The 14,763-nt window shown below is 43.3% G+C and carries 17 protein-coding genes; 13 read left to right on the top strand and 4 right to left on the bottom strand.

Going from position 1 to position 14,763, the window contains the following annotated elements; translation table 11 throughout:
- Nucleotides 1-34 precede the first annotated feature (34 nt).
- The 8 genes from lacA to lacG all read left to right on the top strand — a co-directional run bounded on the left by lacA (nucleotide 35) and on the right by lacG (nucleotide 7,510).
- Nucleotides 35-460 carry a galactose-6-phosphate isomerase subunit LacA gene (gene lacA, locus J1C86_RS08425; protein ID WP_009659075.1) on the top strand — a complete coding sequence of 142 codons (426 nt, stop codon included), beginning with the start codon at nucleotides 35-37 and terminating at the stop codon, nucleotides 458-460.
- Between the two features lie 16 nt (nucleotides 461-476).
- Complete coding sequence (lacB, locus tag J1C86_RS08420; protein ID WP_002894723.1) at nucleotides 477-992, top strand: galactose-6-phosphate isomerase subunit LacB; 516 nt, start codon at nucleotides 477-479, stop codon at nucleotides 990-992.
- Between the two features lie 12 nt (nucleotides 993-1,004).
- Entirely contained in the window at nucleotides 1,005-1,934 is a 930-nt protein-coding gene (locus J1C86_RS08415; RefSeq protein WP_125409281.1) for a tagatose-6-phosphate kinase, read from the top strand.
- A 3-nt stretch (nucleotides 1,935-1,937) separates the two neighbouring features.
- Nucleotides 1,938-2,918, top strand: coding sequence for a tagatose-bisphosphate aldolase (gene lacD / locus J1C86_RS08410; protein ID WP_002905075.1), 981 nt, complete (start codon nucleotides 1,938-1,940; stop codon nucleotides 2,916-2,918).
- A gap of 196 nt (nucleotides 2,919-3,114) precedes the next feature.
- A complete protein-coding gene (locus J1C86_RS08405; RefSeq protein WP_125409283.1) occupies nucleotides 3,115-3,948 on the top strand; it encodes a PRD domain-containing protein in 834 nt (277 codons plus the stop codon).
- A gap of 48 nt (nucleotides 3,949-3,996) precedes the next feature.
- Complete coding sequence (locus J1C86_RS08400) at nucleotides 3,997-4,314, top strand: PTS lactose/cellobiose transporter subunit IIA (protein WP_009754858.1); 318 nt, start codon at nucleotides 3,997-3,999, stop codon at nucleotides 4,312-4,314.
- Nucleotides 4,314-6,020, top strand: a complete 1,707-nt coding sequence (locus J1C86_RS08395; RefSeq protein ID WP_125409285.1) for a lactose-specific PTS transporter subunit EIIC — start codon at nucleotides 4,314-4,316, stop codon at nucleotides 6,018-6,020. Before J1C86_RS08400 ends, J1C86_RS08395 begins: the two co-directional genes overlap by 1 nt.
- A gap of 83 nt (nucleotides 6,021-6,103) precedes the next feature.
- Nucleotides 6,104-7,510 carry a 6-phospho-beta-galactosidase gene (lacG, locus tag J1C86_RS08390; protein WP_125405372.1) on the top strand — a complete coding sequence of 469 codons (1,407 nt, stop codon included), beginning with the start codon at nucleotides 6,104-6,106 and terminating at the stop codon, nucleotides 7,508-7,510.
- A 54-nt stretch (nucleotides 7,511-7,564) separates the two neighbouring features.
- On the opposite strand, the gene J1C86_RS08385 is transcribed toward lacG, so the two are convergent.
- Complete coding sequence (locus tag J1C86_RS08385) at nucleotides 7,565-7,774, bottom strand: helix-turn-helix domain-containing protein (protein ID WP_002894739.1); 210 nt, start codon at nucleotides 7,772-7,774, stop codon at nucleotides 7,565-7,567.
- Nucleotides 7,775-7,786: 12 nt separating this feature from the next.
- Nucleotides 7,787-8,314, bottom strand: coding sequence for a DUF2975 domain-containing protein (locus J1C86_RS08380; RefSeq protein ID WP_125338415.1), 528 nt, complete (start codon nucleotides 8,312-8,314; stop codon nucleotides 7,787-7,789).
- 75 nt (nucleotides 8,315-8,389) lie between these two features.
- Between J1C86_RS08380 and J1C86_RS08375 the strand changes: the two genes are divergently transcribed.
- A complete protein-coding gene (locus J1C86_RS08375) occupies nucleotides 8,390-8,887 on the top strand; it encodes a DUF3592 domain-containing protein (protein WP_312022601.1) in 498 nt (165 codons plus the stop codon).
- 109 nt (nucleotides 8,888-8,996) lie between these two features.
- Here J1C86_RS08375 and J1C86_RS08370 read toward each other — a convergent pair whose 3' ends face one another.
- Nucleotides 8,997-10,193: a ferredoxin reductase family protein gene (locus tag J1C86_RS08370; protein WP_125405369.1), complete on the bottom strand. Its 1,197-nt coding sequence runs from the start codon at nucleotides 10,191-10,193 to the stop codon at nucleotides 8,997-8,999.
- A gap of 158 nt (nucleotides 10,194-10,351) precedes the next feature.
- On the bottom strand, nucleotides 10,352-11,566 hold the full coding sequence (locus J1C86_RS08365; protein ID WP_125405366.1) for a DUF2974 domain-containing protein: 1,215 nt from the start codon (nucleotides 11,564-11,566) through the stop codon (nucleotides 10,352-10,354).
- 149 nt (nucleotides 11,567-11,715) lie between these two features.
- Between J1C86_RS08365 and J1C86_RS08360 the strand changes: the two genes are divergently transcribed.
- The 4 genes from J1C86_RS08360 (at nucleotide 11,716) to J1C86_RS08345 (ending at nucleotide 14,662) form a co-directional block, all read left to right on the top strand.
- Nucleotides 11,716-12,402: a response regulator transcription factor gene (locus J1C86_RS08360; protein WP_009659088.1), complete on the top strand. Its 687-nt coding sequence runs from the start codon at nucleotides 11,716-11,718 to the stop codon at nucleotides 12,400-12,402.
- Complete coding sequence (locus J1C86_RS08355; protein ID WP_125405363.1) at nucleotides 12,386-13,366, top strand: sensor histidine kinase; 981 nt, start codon at nucleotides 12,386-12,388, stop codon at nucleotides 13,364-13,366. Before J1C86_RS08360 ends, J1C86_RS08355 begins: the two co-directional genes overlap by 17 nt.
- Nucleotides 13,367-13,377: 11 nt before the next feature.
- Complete coding sequence (locus tag J1C86_RS08350) at nucleotides 13,378-13,758, top strand: class Ib ribonucleoside-diphosphate reductase assembly flavoprotein NrdI (RefSeq protein ID WP_185755725.1); 381 nt, start codon at nucleotides 13,378-13,380, stop codon at nucleotides 13,756-13,758.
- A 148-nt stretch (nucleotides 13,759-13,906) separates the two neighbouring features.
- On the top strand, nucleotides 13,907-14,662 hold the full coding sequence (locus tag J1C86_RS08345) for a TraX family protein (protein ID WP_125351208.1): 756 nt from the start codon (nucleotides 13,907-13,909) through the stop codon (nucleotides 14,660-14,662).
- The last annotated feature ends 101 nt before the right edge of the window (nucleotides 14,663-14,763 follow it).

The raw sequence follows: 14,763 nt of genomic DNA, 5'->3' as shown, positions 1-14,763 counted from the left end.
TCTGTGCAAAAAAATCAAACAAAGGAGAATGCTCATGGCAATTATTATTGGAGCAGATGCTGCTGGAAGCAAGCTGAAAGATGTGGTCAAGGATTTTCTCGTCGGAGAAAACTTTGAAGTGGTGGATGTGACGAAAGAAGGTCAGGATTTTGTTGATGTGACCCTTGCAGTTGCGGCTGAGGTGAATAAACAAGAGGAAAATCTTGGTATTGTCATTGACGCTTATGGTGCTGGTCCATTTATGGTAGCGACCAAAATCAAAGGGATGGTAGCGGCGGAAGTCTCAGATGAACGCTCCGCCTACATGACTCGCGGCCATAACAACTCTCGCATGATTACGATGGGAGCTGAAATCGTTGGTGAAGGGCTGGCTAAGAACATTGCCAAAGGCTTTGTCAATGGGAAATACGACGGCGGCCGTCACCAAATCCGGGTCGACATGCTCAACAAGATGTGCTAAGAAAAGGAGAAATCAAATGAAAATTGCAATTGGATGTGACCATATCGTTACCAATGAAAAAATGGCAGTCTCAGATTTTCTAAAATCAAAAGGTTATGAAGTTCTTGATTTTGGTACTTATGACCATACTCGTACTCACTACCCAATCTTTGGTAAAAAAGTAGGGGAGGCAGTCGTTAGTGGACAAGCTGATCTTGGTGTTTGTATCTGTGGTACAGGTGTCGGTATCAACAACGCTGTAAATAAAGTTCCTGGTGTTCGTTCAGCTTTGGTACGTGACATGACTTCAGCTCTCTATGCTAAGGAAGAACTCAACGCCAATGTTATCGGTTTTGGCGGAAAAATCACTGGTGAGCTCCTTATGTGTGACATCATCGAAGCTTTCATTCATGCGGAGTACAAGCCAACTGAAGAAAATAAAAAATTGATCGCAAAAATTGAGCACGTTGAGACTCACAATGCTCATCAAACAGATGCCAACTTCTTTACAGAATTTCTTGAAAAATGGGATCGTGGAGAGTACCACGACTAGTGAGGTAGCTAGATGATTCTTACAGTGACCATGAATCCTTCTATCGATATTTCCTATCCCTTAGAAGAATTGAAAATAGATACTGTTAATCGTGTTTCAGAAGTCAGTAAAACAGCGGGGGGCAAGGGTCTCAACGTAACCAGAGTCTTAGCGGAAATTGGAGACAATGTTGCTGCGACGGGACTGATTGGTGGGACTAATGGAGAGTTCTTATTACAAAACCTTCATCCTAATGTTAGACAATGCTTTTATAACATTTCGGGAGATACGAGAAACTGTATTGCTATCTTACACGAAGGCAAGCAAACAGAAATACTGGAAGCCGGTCCGACTATTACAGCAGATGAGGCGAGGGATTTCCAAGAACACTTCCGGTCTTTGATGGCTGAAGCAGATGTTGTCAGTATCTCGGGCAGTCTGCCAGCGGGCCTGCCGACAGAATACTATGTCCAGCTGATTGAAATGGCTAATCAAGCTGGCAATAAGGTGGTGCTGGATTGCTCTGGAGTAGCTCTGGAAGCTGTGCTCAAATCAGATGTCAAGCCAACTGCTATCAAGCCTAATAACGAAGAACTTTCTCAGTTATTGGGTCGCGAAGTTTCCAAAGATTTGGATGAGTTAAAAGCTGTTCTTTCAGAACCGCTCTTTGATGGAATCGAGTGGATCATCGTATCACTCGGTGCAGATGGTGCTTTTGCCAAACACTGGGACACTTTCTATAAAGTAGATATTCCTAAAATCCAAGTGGTCAATCCAGTTGGCTCTGGCGACTCAACTGTTGCAGGGATTTCGTCAGCCTTGAGCCATCGAGAAGACGATGCCTCTCTGCTCAAAAAGGCAAATGTTCTCGGCATGCTCAATGCCCAAGAAAAAATGACTGGACATGTCAATGTCTACAATTATGATAATTTATATAATCAAATCACAGTAAAAGAGGTATAAAGAATGGTATTAACAGAACAAAAACGCAAGTACATGGAAAAACTTTCTGACGAGAATGGCATCATTTCTGCCTTGGCATTTGACCAACGCGGTGCTTTGAAACGCCTCATGGCTCAACACCAGGAAGCAGAACCAACAGTAGCTCAAATGGAAGAACTGAAAGTTTTGGTCGCAGAAGAGTTAACTCCTTATGCTTCGTCTATGCTGCTGGATCCTGAGTACGGACTGCCTGCTACTAAGGCTTTGGACAAGAATGCTGGCTTGCTATTGGCCTATGAAAAGACAGGCTACGATACTTCTAGCACCAAGCGCCTGCCAGACTGTCTGGATGTTTGGTCAGCAAAACGCATCAAAGAACAAGGCGCGGATGCAGTGAAATTCCTCCTTTACTATGATGTAGACAGCTCTGAAGAACTCAACCAGCAAAAGCAGGCTTATATCGAGCGTGTAGGTTCTGAGTGTGTGGCAGAAGATATTCCTTTCTTCCTTGAAATCTTGGCTTACGATGAAAAGATTGCGGATGCTTCCAGCGCTGAGTACGCTAAAGTGAAACCACACAAGGTTATCGGTGCCATGAAGGTCTTCTCAGATCCACGTTTCAACATTGATGTCTTGAAAGTGGAAGTTCCAGTCAATGTTAAATACGTTGAAGGCTTTGGCGATGGTGAAGTGGTTCATACTAAAGAACAAGCTGCTGCCTTCTTCAAGGAACAGGATGAAGCAACTAACCTGCCATACATCTATTTGAGTGCTGGTGTATCTGCAAAACTCTTCCAAGAAACACTCGTGTTTGCTCATGAGTCAGGTGCTAACTTCAACGGCGTTCTTTGTGGACGTGCGACTTGGGCTGGTAGTGTCAAGGACTACATTGAGCAAGGTGAAGAAGCAGCTCGCAAGTGGCTTCGTACAACAGGGTTTGAAAATATTGATGAGCTCAACAAGGTTCTTCAAAAAACAGCTACCTCTTGGAAAGAAAGAGTCTAAAATTTATTGAAAAATAAATAAAGTAAGGGTTTACATTCTGATACTGATATGCTATAATGAAATCAGAAATTGAATAGGGTGAGCGTTACTAAGTTGGATTAGGCGTGACCGCAAATAAATTGAGGGAAGATATAGCCTCGGTTTGTTTGTGGTCTTTTTGTTTTGCCAGAACCCTAGAAAATGAAGAGGAGGAGATATGTATCGAATCATACATCCTATGAACAACAATGTTGCTCTAGCTAAACATGAAAATGGTGAAGAGGTTGTTCTGATTGGGAGTGGCATAGCTTTTAATAAAAAGAAGGGTGATATCGTTCTGGAAAGTAAGATTGAGAAAATCTTTCGCCTAAGAACGGAAGAGTCTAAAGAAAACTTTGTGGCCTTGCTCAAAGATGTTCCACTGGACTTTATCACAGTGACCTATGATGTGATTGACACCCTTTCTAAGAAGTATGATTACCCTGTCCAGGAGTATATCTATGTCACGCTGACGGATCACATCTACTGTTCTTATCAGGCTGTGCAGCAGGGGCGGTACAAGGAGAGTGGCCTGCCAGATGCTTCGGACAAATACCCTGTCCCTTATCAGATTGCCCAGGAAGCGGTAGCCATATACCGCGAGCGGTTGTTGGATAATTTCCCTGGCGACGAGGTCAATCGCATTGCCTATCACTTTATCAATGCCGAAGGGGAGACCAATCCTGAGGGACAAAGCCATTTGGGCAGGCGAAAAGATATTCTGGCTGCAGTTGAGGCAGAGCTGAAGAAAAATGGCATTAAAAGAAGTGCAGAAAACAGCAACTTTTATGACCGTTTTATGATTCACCTGAACTACTTTTTGGACTATCTGGACAGAAGCCGTGATGACAATGTTTCCCTGCTGGAAATGGAAAGTCAGATCCAGATGACCTACCCTCAAGCCTATCAGGTCGGAAGTGATATTTACTACATCATTGCCCAGAAGACGGGAATTGATCTTTACCGCAGCGAACGGGTCTACCTGGTGCTGCATATTCAACGCCTTTTATAATAGCAAATAATAATAAAATTTTACATAAGAATACAAGGAGGATCTCTCATGAATAGAGAAGAAGTAACATTGCTCGGTTTTGAAATTGTGGCCTACGCTGGTGACGCTCGCTCCAAGCTCTTAGAAGCTTTGAAAGCAGCAGAAGCTGGGGATTTTGCTAAGGCAGATGCCTTGGTGGAAGAAGCCAATAGCTGCATCGCTGAAGCTCATCATGCTCAGACAAGTCTCTTGACAAAAGAAGCGGCTGGCGAGGACTTGGCTTACAGTGTGACCATGATGCACGGCCAGGATCACTTAATGACTACTATCTTGCTAAAAGACATGATGCACCATTTGATTGAACTATACAAAAGAGGAGTAAAATAATGAACAAACTCATCGGACTTATTGAGAAAGGGAAGCCTTTCTTTGAGAAGATTTCTCGGAATATCTATCTCCGTGCTATTCGGGATGGCTTTATCGCTGGTATGCCAGTCATCCTCTTCTCATCTATCTTTATCTTGATTGCCTATGTTCCAAATGCTTGGGGCTTCCATTGGTCTAAGGACATTGAAACTTTCCTAATGACCCCTTATAGCTATTCGATGGGGATTCTGGCTTTCTTTGTGGGTGGGACCACTGCCAAGGCTTTGACAGACTCTGTCAACCGCGACCTGCCTGCGACAAACCAGATTAACTTCTTGTCTACTATGCTGGCTTCTATGGTCGGCTTCCTCCTCATGGCGGCTGAACCTGCCAAGGAAGGTGGCTTCCTAACTGCCTTCATGGGAACCAAAGGTCTTTTGACAGCTTTCATCGCAGCCTTTGTTACGGTTAATGTCTACAAGGTTTGTGTAAAAAATAATGTCACCATTCGCATGCCAGAAGAAGTTCCACCAAATATTTCGCAAGTATTTAAAGACTTGATTCCATTCACTGTTTCAGTCGTTCTACTCTACGGTTTGGAACTGCTTGTTAAAGCAAGTCTAGGAGTAACCGTTGCTGAATCCATCGGAACACTTCTTGCTCCACTCTTCTCAGCGGCAGATGGCTATCTGGGAATCACGCTTATCTTTGGTGCTTATGCTTTCTTCTGGTTCGTGGGAATTCACGGTCCGTCCATCGTTGAGCCTGCCATTGCTGCCATTACTTATGCCAATATCGATGCCAACTTGGCTCTGGTACAAGCTGGTCAGCATGCGGATAAGGTCATCACTTCTGGTACTCAAATGTTCATCGTTACCATGGGTGGTACTGGTGCGACCTTGATTGTTCCATTCCTTTTCATGTGGATCTGTAAGTCCGAGCGTAACCGTGCAATTGGACGGGCATCTGTTGTCCCAACTTTCTTTGGTGTTAATGAGCCCATTCTCTTTGGTGCTCCAATCGTACTGAATCCAATTTTCTTCATTCCATTTATCTTTGCACCTATCGCAAACGTATGGATTTTCAAATTCTTTGTTGATACGTTAAACATGAACTCCTTCTCAGCCAACCTTCCTTGGGTGACACCTGGACCTCTGGGAATTGTGCTGGGTACCAACTTCCAGCTTCTGTCATTTGTTCTTGCAGCCCTTCTGGTAGTGGTGGATGTGATTATTTACTATCCATTTGTCAAGGTTTATGACGAACAAATCCTAGAAGAAGAACGGTCTGGAAAAGCTAACGATGCCCTCAAAGAAAAAGTAGCAGCCAACTTTAACACTGCTAAAGCAGATGCTATCCTTGAAAAAGCAGGTGTGGATGAAGAAGCTCCAGAGCAAAACAATATTAGCGAAGAAACCAATGTTCTGGTGCTCTGTGCAGGCGGTGGTACTAGCGGATTGCTGGCCAACGCTTTGAATAAAGCAGCGGCTGAATACAATGTTCCTGTCAAAGCAGCAGCGGGCGGCTACGGTGCTCACCGTGAAATGCTGCCTGAGTTTGACCTGGTTATCCTGGCTCCTCAAGTTGCCTCCAACTTTGAAGACATGAAGGCAGAAACTGATAAATTGGGTATCAGGCTAGCTAAGACTGAAGGCGGCCAATACATCAAACTCACCCGTGATGGCAAAGGAGCGCTAGCCTTCGTTCAGGAGCAATTCAACAACTAAATCTGTTTATGTGAGATGAAGCAACTTGATAAGAATATCATCAAGCTTGCCTTCATCTCAAATGCTATTGAAAGGAAAATAAGATGACAAAAACCTTACCTAAAGATTTTATTTTCGGTGGTGCCACAGCAGCCTATCAAGCTGAGGGAGCAACCCACACAGATGGAAAAGGACCTGTTGCCTGGGATAAATACCTAGAGGATAACTACTGGTACACGGCAGAACCTGCCAGCGACTTTTACCACAAATACCCTGTGGATCTGAAATTGGCTGAAGAGTATGGTGTTAATGGCATTCGAATCTCCATTGCCTGGTCACGGATTTTCCCGACAGGCTATGGCGAGGTCAATCCAAAAGGTGTGGAATTTTACCATAATCTTTTCGCAGAATGCCACAAGCGTCATGTAGAACCTTTTGTGACCCTTCACCACTTTGATACACCAGAGGCTCTCCATTCAAATGGCGATTTCCTCAATCGGGAAAATATTGAGCACTTTGTGGACTATGCGGCTTTCTGTTTTGAAGAATTTCCAGAAGTTCGCTATTGGACAACTTTCAATGAAATTGGTCCCATTGGTGATGGTCAGTACTTAGTTGGAAAATTCCCTCCGGGTATCCAGTATGACTTGGCCAAGGTTTTCCAATCCCATCACAACATGATGGTCTCTCATGCCCGTGCCGTTAAGCTCTATAAGGACAAGGGATACAAGGGTGAAATCGGTGTCGTTCATGCACTTCCGACAAAATATCCTTACGATCCAGAAAATCCAGCAGATGTCAGAGCGGCAGAGTTGGAAGATATTATTCATAACAAATTTATCCTAGATGCGACTTATCTGGGACACTATTCAGATGTAACTTTGGCAGGAGTGAATCATATCCTTAAGGTCAATGGTGGTCAGCTGGATCTACGAGATGAAGACTTTGCAGCTCTAGAAGCAGCTAAAGACCTCAATGACTTCCTTGGCATCAACTACTATATGAGTGACTGGATGCGCGACTTTGACGGTGAAACAGAAATTATCCATAACGGAAAAGGCGAAAAGGGAAGCTCCAAGTACCAGATTAAGGGAGTAGGGCGCAGAGAATCTCCAACCCATATTCCGAAAACTGATTGGGATTGGATTATCTATCCGAAAGGTCTCTATGACCAAATCATGCGGATTAAGAAAGATTATCCCAACTACAAGAAGATTTATATCACAGAAAATGGTCTGGGTTATAAGGATGAATTTGTGGACAATACAGTTTACGACGATGCTCGCATTGATTACGTCAAGCAGCATCTGGAAGTTTTATCCGATGCGATTGCGGACGGGGCTAATGTCAAGGGCTACTTTATCTGGTCTCTGATGGATGTCTTTTCTTGGTCTAACGGTTATGAAAAACGCTACGGCTTATTCTACGTAGACTTTGAAACCCAGGAACGCTATCCGAAGAAATCCGCTCACTGGTATAAGAAACTAGCTGAAACACAAATGATTGAATAGAAAAGCAAAACTCCCATCCTTAGCTAAATGAAATCGGCTAGGATGGGAGTTTTTTTATTCTTCATCATCTGTAAATTCTAGGATGTCTCCAGGCTGGCAATCAAGGGCCTGACAGATAGCATTGAGGGTGCTAAATCGGATAGCCTTGGCCTTGCCCGTTTTGAGGATGGAAAGGTTGGCGTTGGTGATACCGATGATATCGGCCAGTTCACCCAGTTTCATCTTTTTCTTGGCCAGCTGGACATCAAGATTAACGATAATCATGATAGCAGCCTCCTAGATGGTAAATTCATTCTCTTCAGCTATATCAATCCCCTTTTCCAGAATTTTCATCATCAGCCAAATAATCAGAGCACCCAAGAGAGGTGTAAAGCTCATACTGGCGTTAAAAGAGAAGGGGAGGGCGATGGGATTGCCTGATGCAGCAACCTTAACGGAAAGAAAGGTCAGAGCCAGAAAGACTTTCCATGCCTTACCAGCTAGTTGCGTGTTTGATGAATCAAAAATCTTTCCACCAATCAAATTTTTGATGAAATTACGAGCAAGATAGATGAGATAAATAGTCAAAGAAGCTGTGAGAAGATTTATAACAAAGGCTAGAATACTCCACAAATTTGAAAAATCAACTGAGGGCAGAAATTGAACATTGAGCTTTATTCCCAACCTGTCGGAAAGACCGGTGTAAGAAATCACACTTAGGATAGTAAGAAACACCAGAATAGCAGCATAACCCACTATGATAAGATTCAGAAGAGTAACGATATCTTTGAGCAAAGAATTATTTTTTAATTCAATCTTTTTCATGATGCTTACCTCTATCGAAAATCAGCCGGCAGTAGATTTTCTTTTCCTTTTATTCTTATTATAATCTATTTTTTATTGTATTTCAAGAAAAATATATCGAAAAACGATAATTTTTTTGAGACCAAAAGGATATCTTATAGAGGATTTGGTATCGATGAAAATTCTGATACAATATATACTGAATATCAAAGCAACGTAAGATATAACAGTTCCATCTATAGTCGCCATGGTGAGCAACCTCAGGTAGCCTTGCCTCTTGTAGAATATACTGTCCGTGGAAAACAATATCGAAAAAGACTTGAGTATAAACATTTTATCCCTGTCTCTTCAGGAAAAATCCAAAAAGATATCTTTTCAAGTGATTATGTTTACGGCTCGGATAGGAGTCTAGACTTGAAAAAAATATTTCCCGTCGGCTCAGGTATGACGGTCTACTATAATCCTAAGAATCCAGAAGAGGCATATGTTGAGCGCTGCATCAGCAATGAAAAGTATTTTAAATATTTGTTTATCGGATTATCTATTTTCTTTCTCATTCTGATTGGAATTAATCTTTTCCGTATATTTTTGTAGTTTGAAAAGTCTATTTTTGGATATTGAGTGATAGAAATTTTATCTTTTTCAAAATCAGTTGAATTCAAATAGAGTAAAAAAGAGGATTGAACTCCTCTTTTTGCTTTCTTTATTTAAATTTAAAGCCTTCATAGACCAGATCTGCTTTAGGATTGGTCTTTTTAAATTCGTTGGCTAGTTTATCCATCATCTTGACAGGTCCGCACATGAAGACCGTAGTTTTGTCGTCCAAAGGATAATTCTTGAAGTCTAAATAGCCGGAGACCTTGCTATCGACCAAATGAAGGTCAAACTGCGGATTCTTGGCCACATAGTCCTTGAGTAGGTCTAGGTAAACAGCATTTTCTGCTCCAGTATAAGCGTAGTAGAAGCTGACTGGACGATCCAGATTAGGATTTTCACGGATATAGGAAATGAAGGGTGTAATGCCAATCCCACCAGCAATCCAAATCTGCTTTTCCTGCCCCTGATCAAGAATCATGTGGCCATAAGCTCGGTCAATAGTGACCTTGGTTCCCTCTTGGATCTTGTCATACAGTTTCTTAGTGTGGTCACCAGAGTTCTTGATGGTAAAGTAGACGATATTGTCGTGGCCGCCAGAGATAGAGAAAGGGTGCGGTGCTTTTTCAAATCCTTCTTGGAAAATCTTGACAAAGGCAAACTGCCCATACTGGTAGTCTAGCTTTTGACTAAGCTGGATCTTCAACTCCACGGTATCGTGGTTCAGTCGCTTGACCCGCATGATTTTTCCCAGATGGCGAAAGGCCAAACTTTGATAGAGGAAGATGATGTAAAAGCCAGAAGCTAAACCGATGATAGCGTAGAATCCGACTACGAAGCCTAGCAAGGTCGGTGTCAGGAGTCGACCGCCCATCAGCATATAAGCGTGAAAGAGGCCAAAGATATAGGCCAGATACACAAAGCGGTGAATCCAGCGCCAAGCCTCATATTTGATGTGCTTGCCGAGATAGGCCACCAGAACAATGCTGACAAAGAGATAGATGCCGACATTCCCAAGCTGGGCTGCCAGATGAGATCCCCATAGACTGCCGCCCATGGCAACATTGTGGAGAGCGAGCAGGACGACGGAAAAGATAGCTGTAAACTTATGATAGGCGTACATCTTTTCGATGCCATGGAACCATTTTTCCAATAGAGCGTTCCGAGTCGCAAGTAAAAAGGTCAGCGAAAGGGTAGTTAAGGCCAGACCGGGTACGATAAAGTTGGTCATCCCAGCTGAAGCCCAAGCATAGATGGTCAGGAATATGCTGACAGCGATAAGGGCGATTCCTTTGATAGATTTCATGATGGTTTCCTTTCTGGTTTTTATCACTACTTAGTTGTAAATGAATTTGTTACATTCTAACAAAGAAAAAACAAGCTGTCAAGATAAGAGCTTGTTTTGTTTTTGGTATGGATAGGTCAATTCTTCCGTTAGCCAAGCTATAGAAGAGATTTGTGATTTTACTCGTGAACTTCTGTAGCAGTCTCTTCCACTTTATCAGTCTCAGACTGGCCGAAAGGCAACTGCTTGCTCCAACGCGATAGGTTTTCTCGGATATCTTTGCCAATTTCAGAAAGATTAGGTATGCTAATGTCATCCTTCCAGCTTTGAACACGCATATTCAGCAGGAGCTTGGACAAGCGCAGCAGCATGTCACGTTCTTGGTCTGTTAGAGACTTAGCATTTTTCAGGATATCGAGGACTTTGTTAAAGTTTTCAACATTGGACAGTTCGTCGACAGACTGGATACCAGCATCCAAAATCAGTCCGAAAAAGAGGTCAAAAAAGTCTTTAAGTTCTTCATCTGAAACGGTGCTCACCCAATTTTTAAACGTTTTGTCTATCTGCAGGCTCTCTGCATCTAGTGTATCCAGCAATAGGAAAGAGTCTCCCTTGGTTTTCCACGAAAAGGTATCGTGCTGGGCAAAGCCGCCGATGGCACTGCTTTTGACAATCCTTGCTTCCTTAGGTGTTTCCAGCATCATGCCGACGATGGAGTTCTGAGGCAGGTAGCGTTTCATCCTTTCAACCAAAGCCTGATAGCCATCGCTTTCGATGACAGAGTGATTGAGACCGGGAGAGTCATAGCTGTAGATGGCTTCAATACGGTCTTGGAGCGACGCAACCATCTGACTGGCTGCATAAGAAGCCAGGTTTCCTCCTTTGGAATGGCCGGTTAGGATAAAATTGCCGGGCAGATTTTCTAAGGCTTTCTGCAGATAGCGGGCGGCCATTTTCTGAGCAGGGATCTGATCCATATAGGTCATGTGGAAGTCTTCCTTCCAGCCGACAATGGAGTCGTCCGTACCGCGAAAGACCAGAACATAGGTATCAGGCTTGATTTTGAAAATCAAGGCAGCGAATTGCTTCTGGATATCTTGGTCAACGTCATTGACATAGCCCATCAGTTTTAGATTTTTAAAACGGGTAGAGGCTGCGGCCGAATCCAATAGTTTCAGACGATTTTTGCTGACCATCATGGAGAGGTCGCGCGGTACTTGGTCGGCCAAATCCAGCAGTCGGCAGTCGCAGTAGGGGGACATGTCTTCATGCACTAGTTTGTCAAAAGGCAAGTAGGTTAGTTCTGTCAGAATTAGCAGATCCAGTTCATTGAAAGGTTTATCATAAATGCTGTCATGCTGGACTTCTTCAAGGTAAGTAAGAATATTGCTCATGTTTTATCTCCAATTTCTACTAGTTAGTATAGCATATTTTTCTGATAGAATTTCTCTTTTCCAGAAAAATCCTACCTTAGACTGAGGATGATAAACAAGCAAGCGCATTTTTTGGTATAATGTTACTAGCAAGCAATCGGGAGGGAAAGATGCACAAGATTTTACTAGTAGAAGATGATCCAGTCATTCGTCAGATGATTAAGAAAATGCTGGAACAGTGGGGCTTTCAGGTAGTGGCAGTCGAGGACTTTATGGATGTGCTGACTGTCTTTGTCCGAGAGGAGCCGCATTTGGTACTGATGGATATCGGCCTGCCCTTGTTTAACGGCTATCACTGGTGTCAGGAAATCCGCAAGATTTCAACGGTGCCTATCATGTTTCTGTCTTCCCGTGATCAGTCCATGGACATTGTCATGGCTATCAATATGGGGGCAGATGACTATGTGACCAAGCCTTTTGACAACAATGTCTTTCTGGCTAAAGTTCAGGGCTTGCTGCGCCGTTCCTATGAGTTTGGAAACGACCAGAGTCTCCTGGAGCATCAAGGTGTCATTCTCAATCTCAAGTCGACAGATTTGGTCTTTGATGGGAAAGTGGTGACCTTGACCAAGAACGAATTTCAGATTTTGCGGGTCCTTTTCGAGCATTCGGATGGTATCGTGGCGCGTGATGACCTGATGAAGGAACTCTGGAACAGCGACTTTTTCATCGATGACAATACCCTATCGGTCAATGTGGCTCGCCTGCGTAAGAAGCTTGAAGAGCACGGGCTGAAAAACTTCATCGAAACCAAAAAAGGAATAGGATACGGTCTCATCAATGGACACACAGGATAAATTTTTCTTTCTTAAATCTTACCTTTATTCACGGCGATTTTTTCTAGCTCTGCTGATTCTGCTGCTAGGCTTTATTCTGCTATTTGCCTTTGTCTTTGATACTTACCGCAGTCTGCTGGAATATGTCGCGCTCTTGCTGGCTTTTCTGTCTTTCTTGTTTATCGGAGCAGATGCTTGGACGGCCTTTAAGAGCTATCGCAGCCAGAAGCTACAGGTCTCCGCTCAGGCTCAGACTCCTCTAGAAAAGCTTTTGCAGGAACGAGTGGAGGAGCTGGAGTACGAGCAGAAGAATCAGCTCTTGGTTGAGCAGGAAAAATACAATGATTTGTTGGACTACTATACTCTTTGGGTTCATCAAGTAAAGACTCCTATTGCTGCCAGTTCGCTCTTGATTGGAGATTTGAAGGATAAGGAAGCCAAGTCTCAGCTAGAGCAGGAGCTCTTTAAAATCGAGTCCTACGTTCATCTGGTGCTCCAGTACCTCCGTCTGGAAAGCTTCCATGACGATCTAGTGCTGAAGCAGGAAAATTTGGCTGATTTGGTCAGAGAAGTAGTCAAGAAATACGCTCTTTTCTTTATTCAGCAAGGACTCAGCCTCAATCTTCATGACCTAGACCACACGATTGTCACTGATAAAAAGTGGTTTGTAGTGATTTTGGAGCAGGTTTTGTCCAATAGTCTTAAATACACCAAAGAAGGCAGTATAGAGATTTATTTTCACGAGGGCAGCCTCTACATCAAGGACACAGGTTTGGGGATTCAAAATGCTGATTTGCTGCGGGTTTTTGAGCGCGGTTTCTCAGGCTACAATGGTCGTCTGACCCAGCAGTCGTCAGGCTTAGGTCTTTATCTGTCCAAGAAAATTGCTGACCAGCTGGGACACAAGATTGCTATAGACTCTCAAGTTGGTCAGGGAACGACGGTTTCCATCGCCTTTCCTGAGAAGAAATTGATCTTTGAATAGGAGGAAGAAAATTGCTAGTAGTGGTTTATGATAGTCTGACTGGTTTGGGCAAGAAGTTTGCTAAAAGTCTGGGACTGCCTAGCCAGTCAGTCTGGAAAAAGCTGGAGGGACCCTGTATTTTAGTCAGCAGAAATAGCGGTGCTGGGCAGATTCCGTGGACGACCAAGCGCTTCATCAGAAAGTACAGACATCTAATCAAAGGCTTTGTCATCAATGGCAATCAGAAGCGTTATCCGCGGACCTTTTGCGGGGCAACGGATAAGATAGTGGAGCAGTATGGTCTTTGCCATATTCGTAACATAGAGGGCTCTGGAACAGAAGCAGACCGACAAGCTGTCAAAGGCTTTCTAGAACAGTTGCGGACGGAAGAAAGTTTTCATAAAAGCCACTAGGTTTTGTGCTATTTTAGGTAGATGCTTTGCATGATTTTTAAAAGTGACAAAATTGTAAGAATAAAACTAGCAAATGAAAGGTTAGGTTATGGTACTGACCTTTCTTTTTTATTATCATAGAGGCAAGAAATAAGAAGGAGACAGAAAAATGAAATCAAAAGGTTTGAATGCTTTTCAGTTGAAACTCTTCATGGCATTTCTTATGGTTTTTGACCATATCAGCCAGATACCGGGACTGGTGCCGGACGGCTGGGATGGCGTTTTGCATGCCCTAACCCGCTGTGTCGGAGCAGCATTTGCCTTCATGGCAGTGGAAGGCTTTCTCCACACTCGCAACCGTCTGGCTTACAATATGCGGCTCTTCTTTTGGGCAGCCCTGATGCAGACAGGAAACTGTATCCTGACGCTCCTCTTTCAGGAGAAGGGCATCTACCTCACTCACAATATCTTCCTGACCTTGGCCTGCGGGGTTCTCATGCTGAGTCTTTTCTTTGGTTTTTCTGAAAATGGCGGAGCTGCTAAGGATAGGAAGCATGGTTTGCGGATAGCGGCAGGAGTATTAGTCTTGCTGGCTGGGCTTGTCTTTAGCGAAGGCGGCATGGCTCTGCTTCCTTTCATGCTCTTGACCTACCTTTTTAGAAATCAAGTCTTTTTCAGAAACTTGTCCTATGTAGTTTGGGCGGGAGTTCTCTTTGCCATGAGTATTCAAATTTATCCAACCTTACAGGACACTCTGTCTATGTTGCTCTATAATTCAGACTGGCTCTTTATCAGTGTTCTTCCTCTCTTGCACTTCTATAATGGTGAGCGAGGATCCAGCAGCAAGTGGAGCAAATATTTCTTCTATATTTTCTATCCAGCCCACCTTTGGCTAATTGCTTTGATTGCCTTTTGGGTAAAATAAACTCCATCTCATCTTACAAAAGTGTAAGATTGCACTTTAAAATGTAAGCTTAGGTTATGGCTGGGCGTTTGGTATTGAGATAAAATAGACTTATCAATTAG

It is taken from the genome of Streptococcus sanguinis, assembly GCF_050220005.1.
GTDB lineage: Bacteria > Bacillota > Bacilli > Lactobacillales > Streptococcaceae > Streptococcus > Streptococcus sanguinis_Z.
The sequence above is the reverse complement of the archived record's forward strand: the minus strand, read 5'-3'. Positions and strand labels throughout refer to the sequence as shown.

Excerpts from the sequence above, each read along its gene's own strand:
- lacA (WP_009659075.1), top strand. The coding sequence starts at position 35 with ATGGCAATTATTATTGGAGCAGATGCTGCTGGAAGCAAGCTGAAAGAT.
- J1C86_RS08365 (WP_125405366.1), bottom strand. The coding sequence starts at position 11,566 with ATGAGCAATATTCTTACTTACCTTGAAGAAGTCCAGCATGACAGCATT.
- J1C86_RS08370 (WP_125405369.1), bottom strand. The coding sequence starts at position 10,193 with ATGAAATCTATCAAAGGAATCGCCCTTATCGCTGTCAGCATATTCCTG.
- J1C86_RS08360 (WP_009659088.1), top strand. The coding sequence starts at position 11,716 with ATGCACAAGATTTTACTAGTAGAAGATGATCCAGTCATTCGTCAGATG.
- J1C86_RS08395 (WP_125409285.1), top strand. The coding sequence starts at position 4,314 with ATGAACAAACTCATCGGACTTATTGAGAAAGGGAAGCCTTTCTTTGAG.
- J1C86_RS08400 (WP_009754858.1), top strand. The coding sequence starts at position 3,997 with ATGAATAGAGAAGAAGTAACATTGCTCGGTTTTGAAATTGTGGCCTAC.
- lacG (WP_125405372.1), top strand. The coding sequence starts at position 6,104 with ATGACAAAAACCTTACCTAAAGATTTTATTTTCGGTGGTGCCACAGCA.
- J1C86_RS08380 (WP_125338415.1), bottom strand. The coding sequence starts at position 8,314 with ATGAAAAAGATTGAATTAAAAAATAATTCTTTGCTCAAAGATATCGTT.
- J1C86_RS08415 (WP_125409281.1), top strand. The coding sequence starts at position 1,005 with ATGATTCTTACAGTGACCATGAATCCTTCTATCGATATTTCCTATCCC.
- lacD (WP_002905075.1), top strand. The coding sequence starts at position 1,938 with ATGGTATTAACAGAACAAAAACGCAAGTACATGGAAAAACTTTCTGAC.
- J1C86_RS08405 (WP_125409283.1), top strand. The coding sequence starts at position 3,115 with ATGTATCGAATCATACATCCTATGAACAACAATGTTGCTCTAGCTAAA.
- lacB (WP_002894723.1), top strand. The coding sequence starts at position 477 with ATGAAAATTGCAATTGGATGTGACCATATCGTTACCAATGAAAAAATG.
- J1C86_RS08345 (WP_125351208.1), top strand. The coding sequence starts at position 13,907 with ATGAAATCAAAAGGTTTGAATGCTTTTCAGTTGAAACTCTTCATGGCA.
- J1C86_RS08355 (WP_125405363.1), top strand. The coding sequence starts at position 12,386 with ATGGACACACAGGATAAATTTTTCTTTCTTAAATCTTACCTTTATTCA.
- J1C86_RS08385 (WP_002894739.1), bottom strand. The coding sequence starts at position 7,774 with ATGATTATCGTTAATCTTGATGTCCAGCTGGCCAAGAAAAAGATGAAA.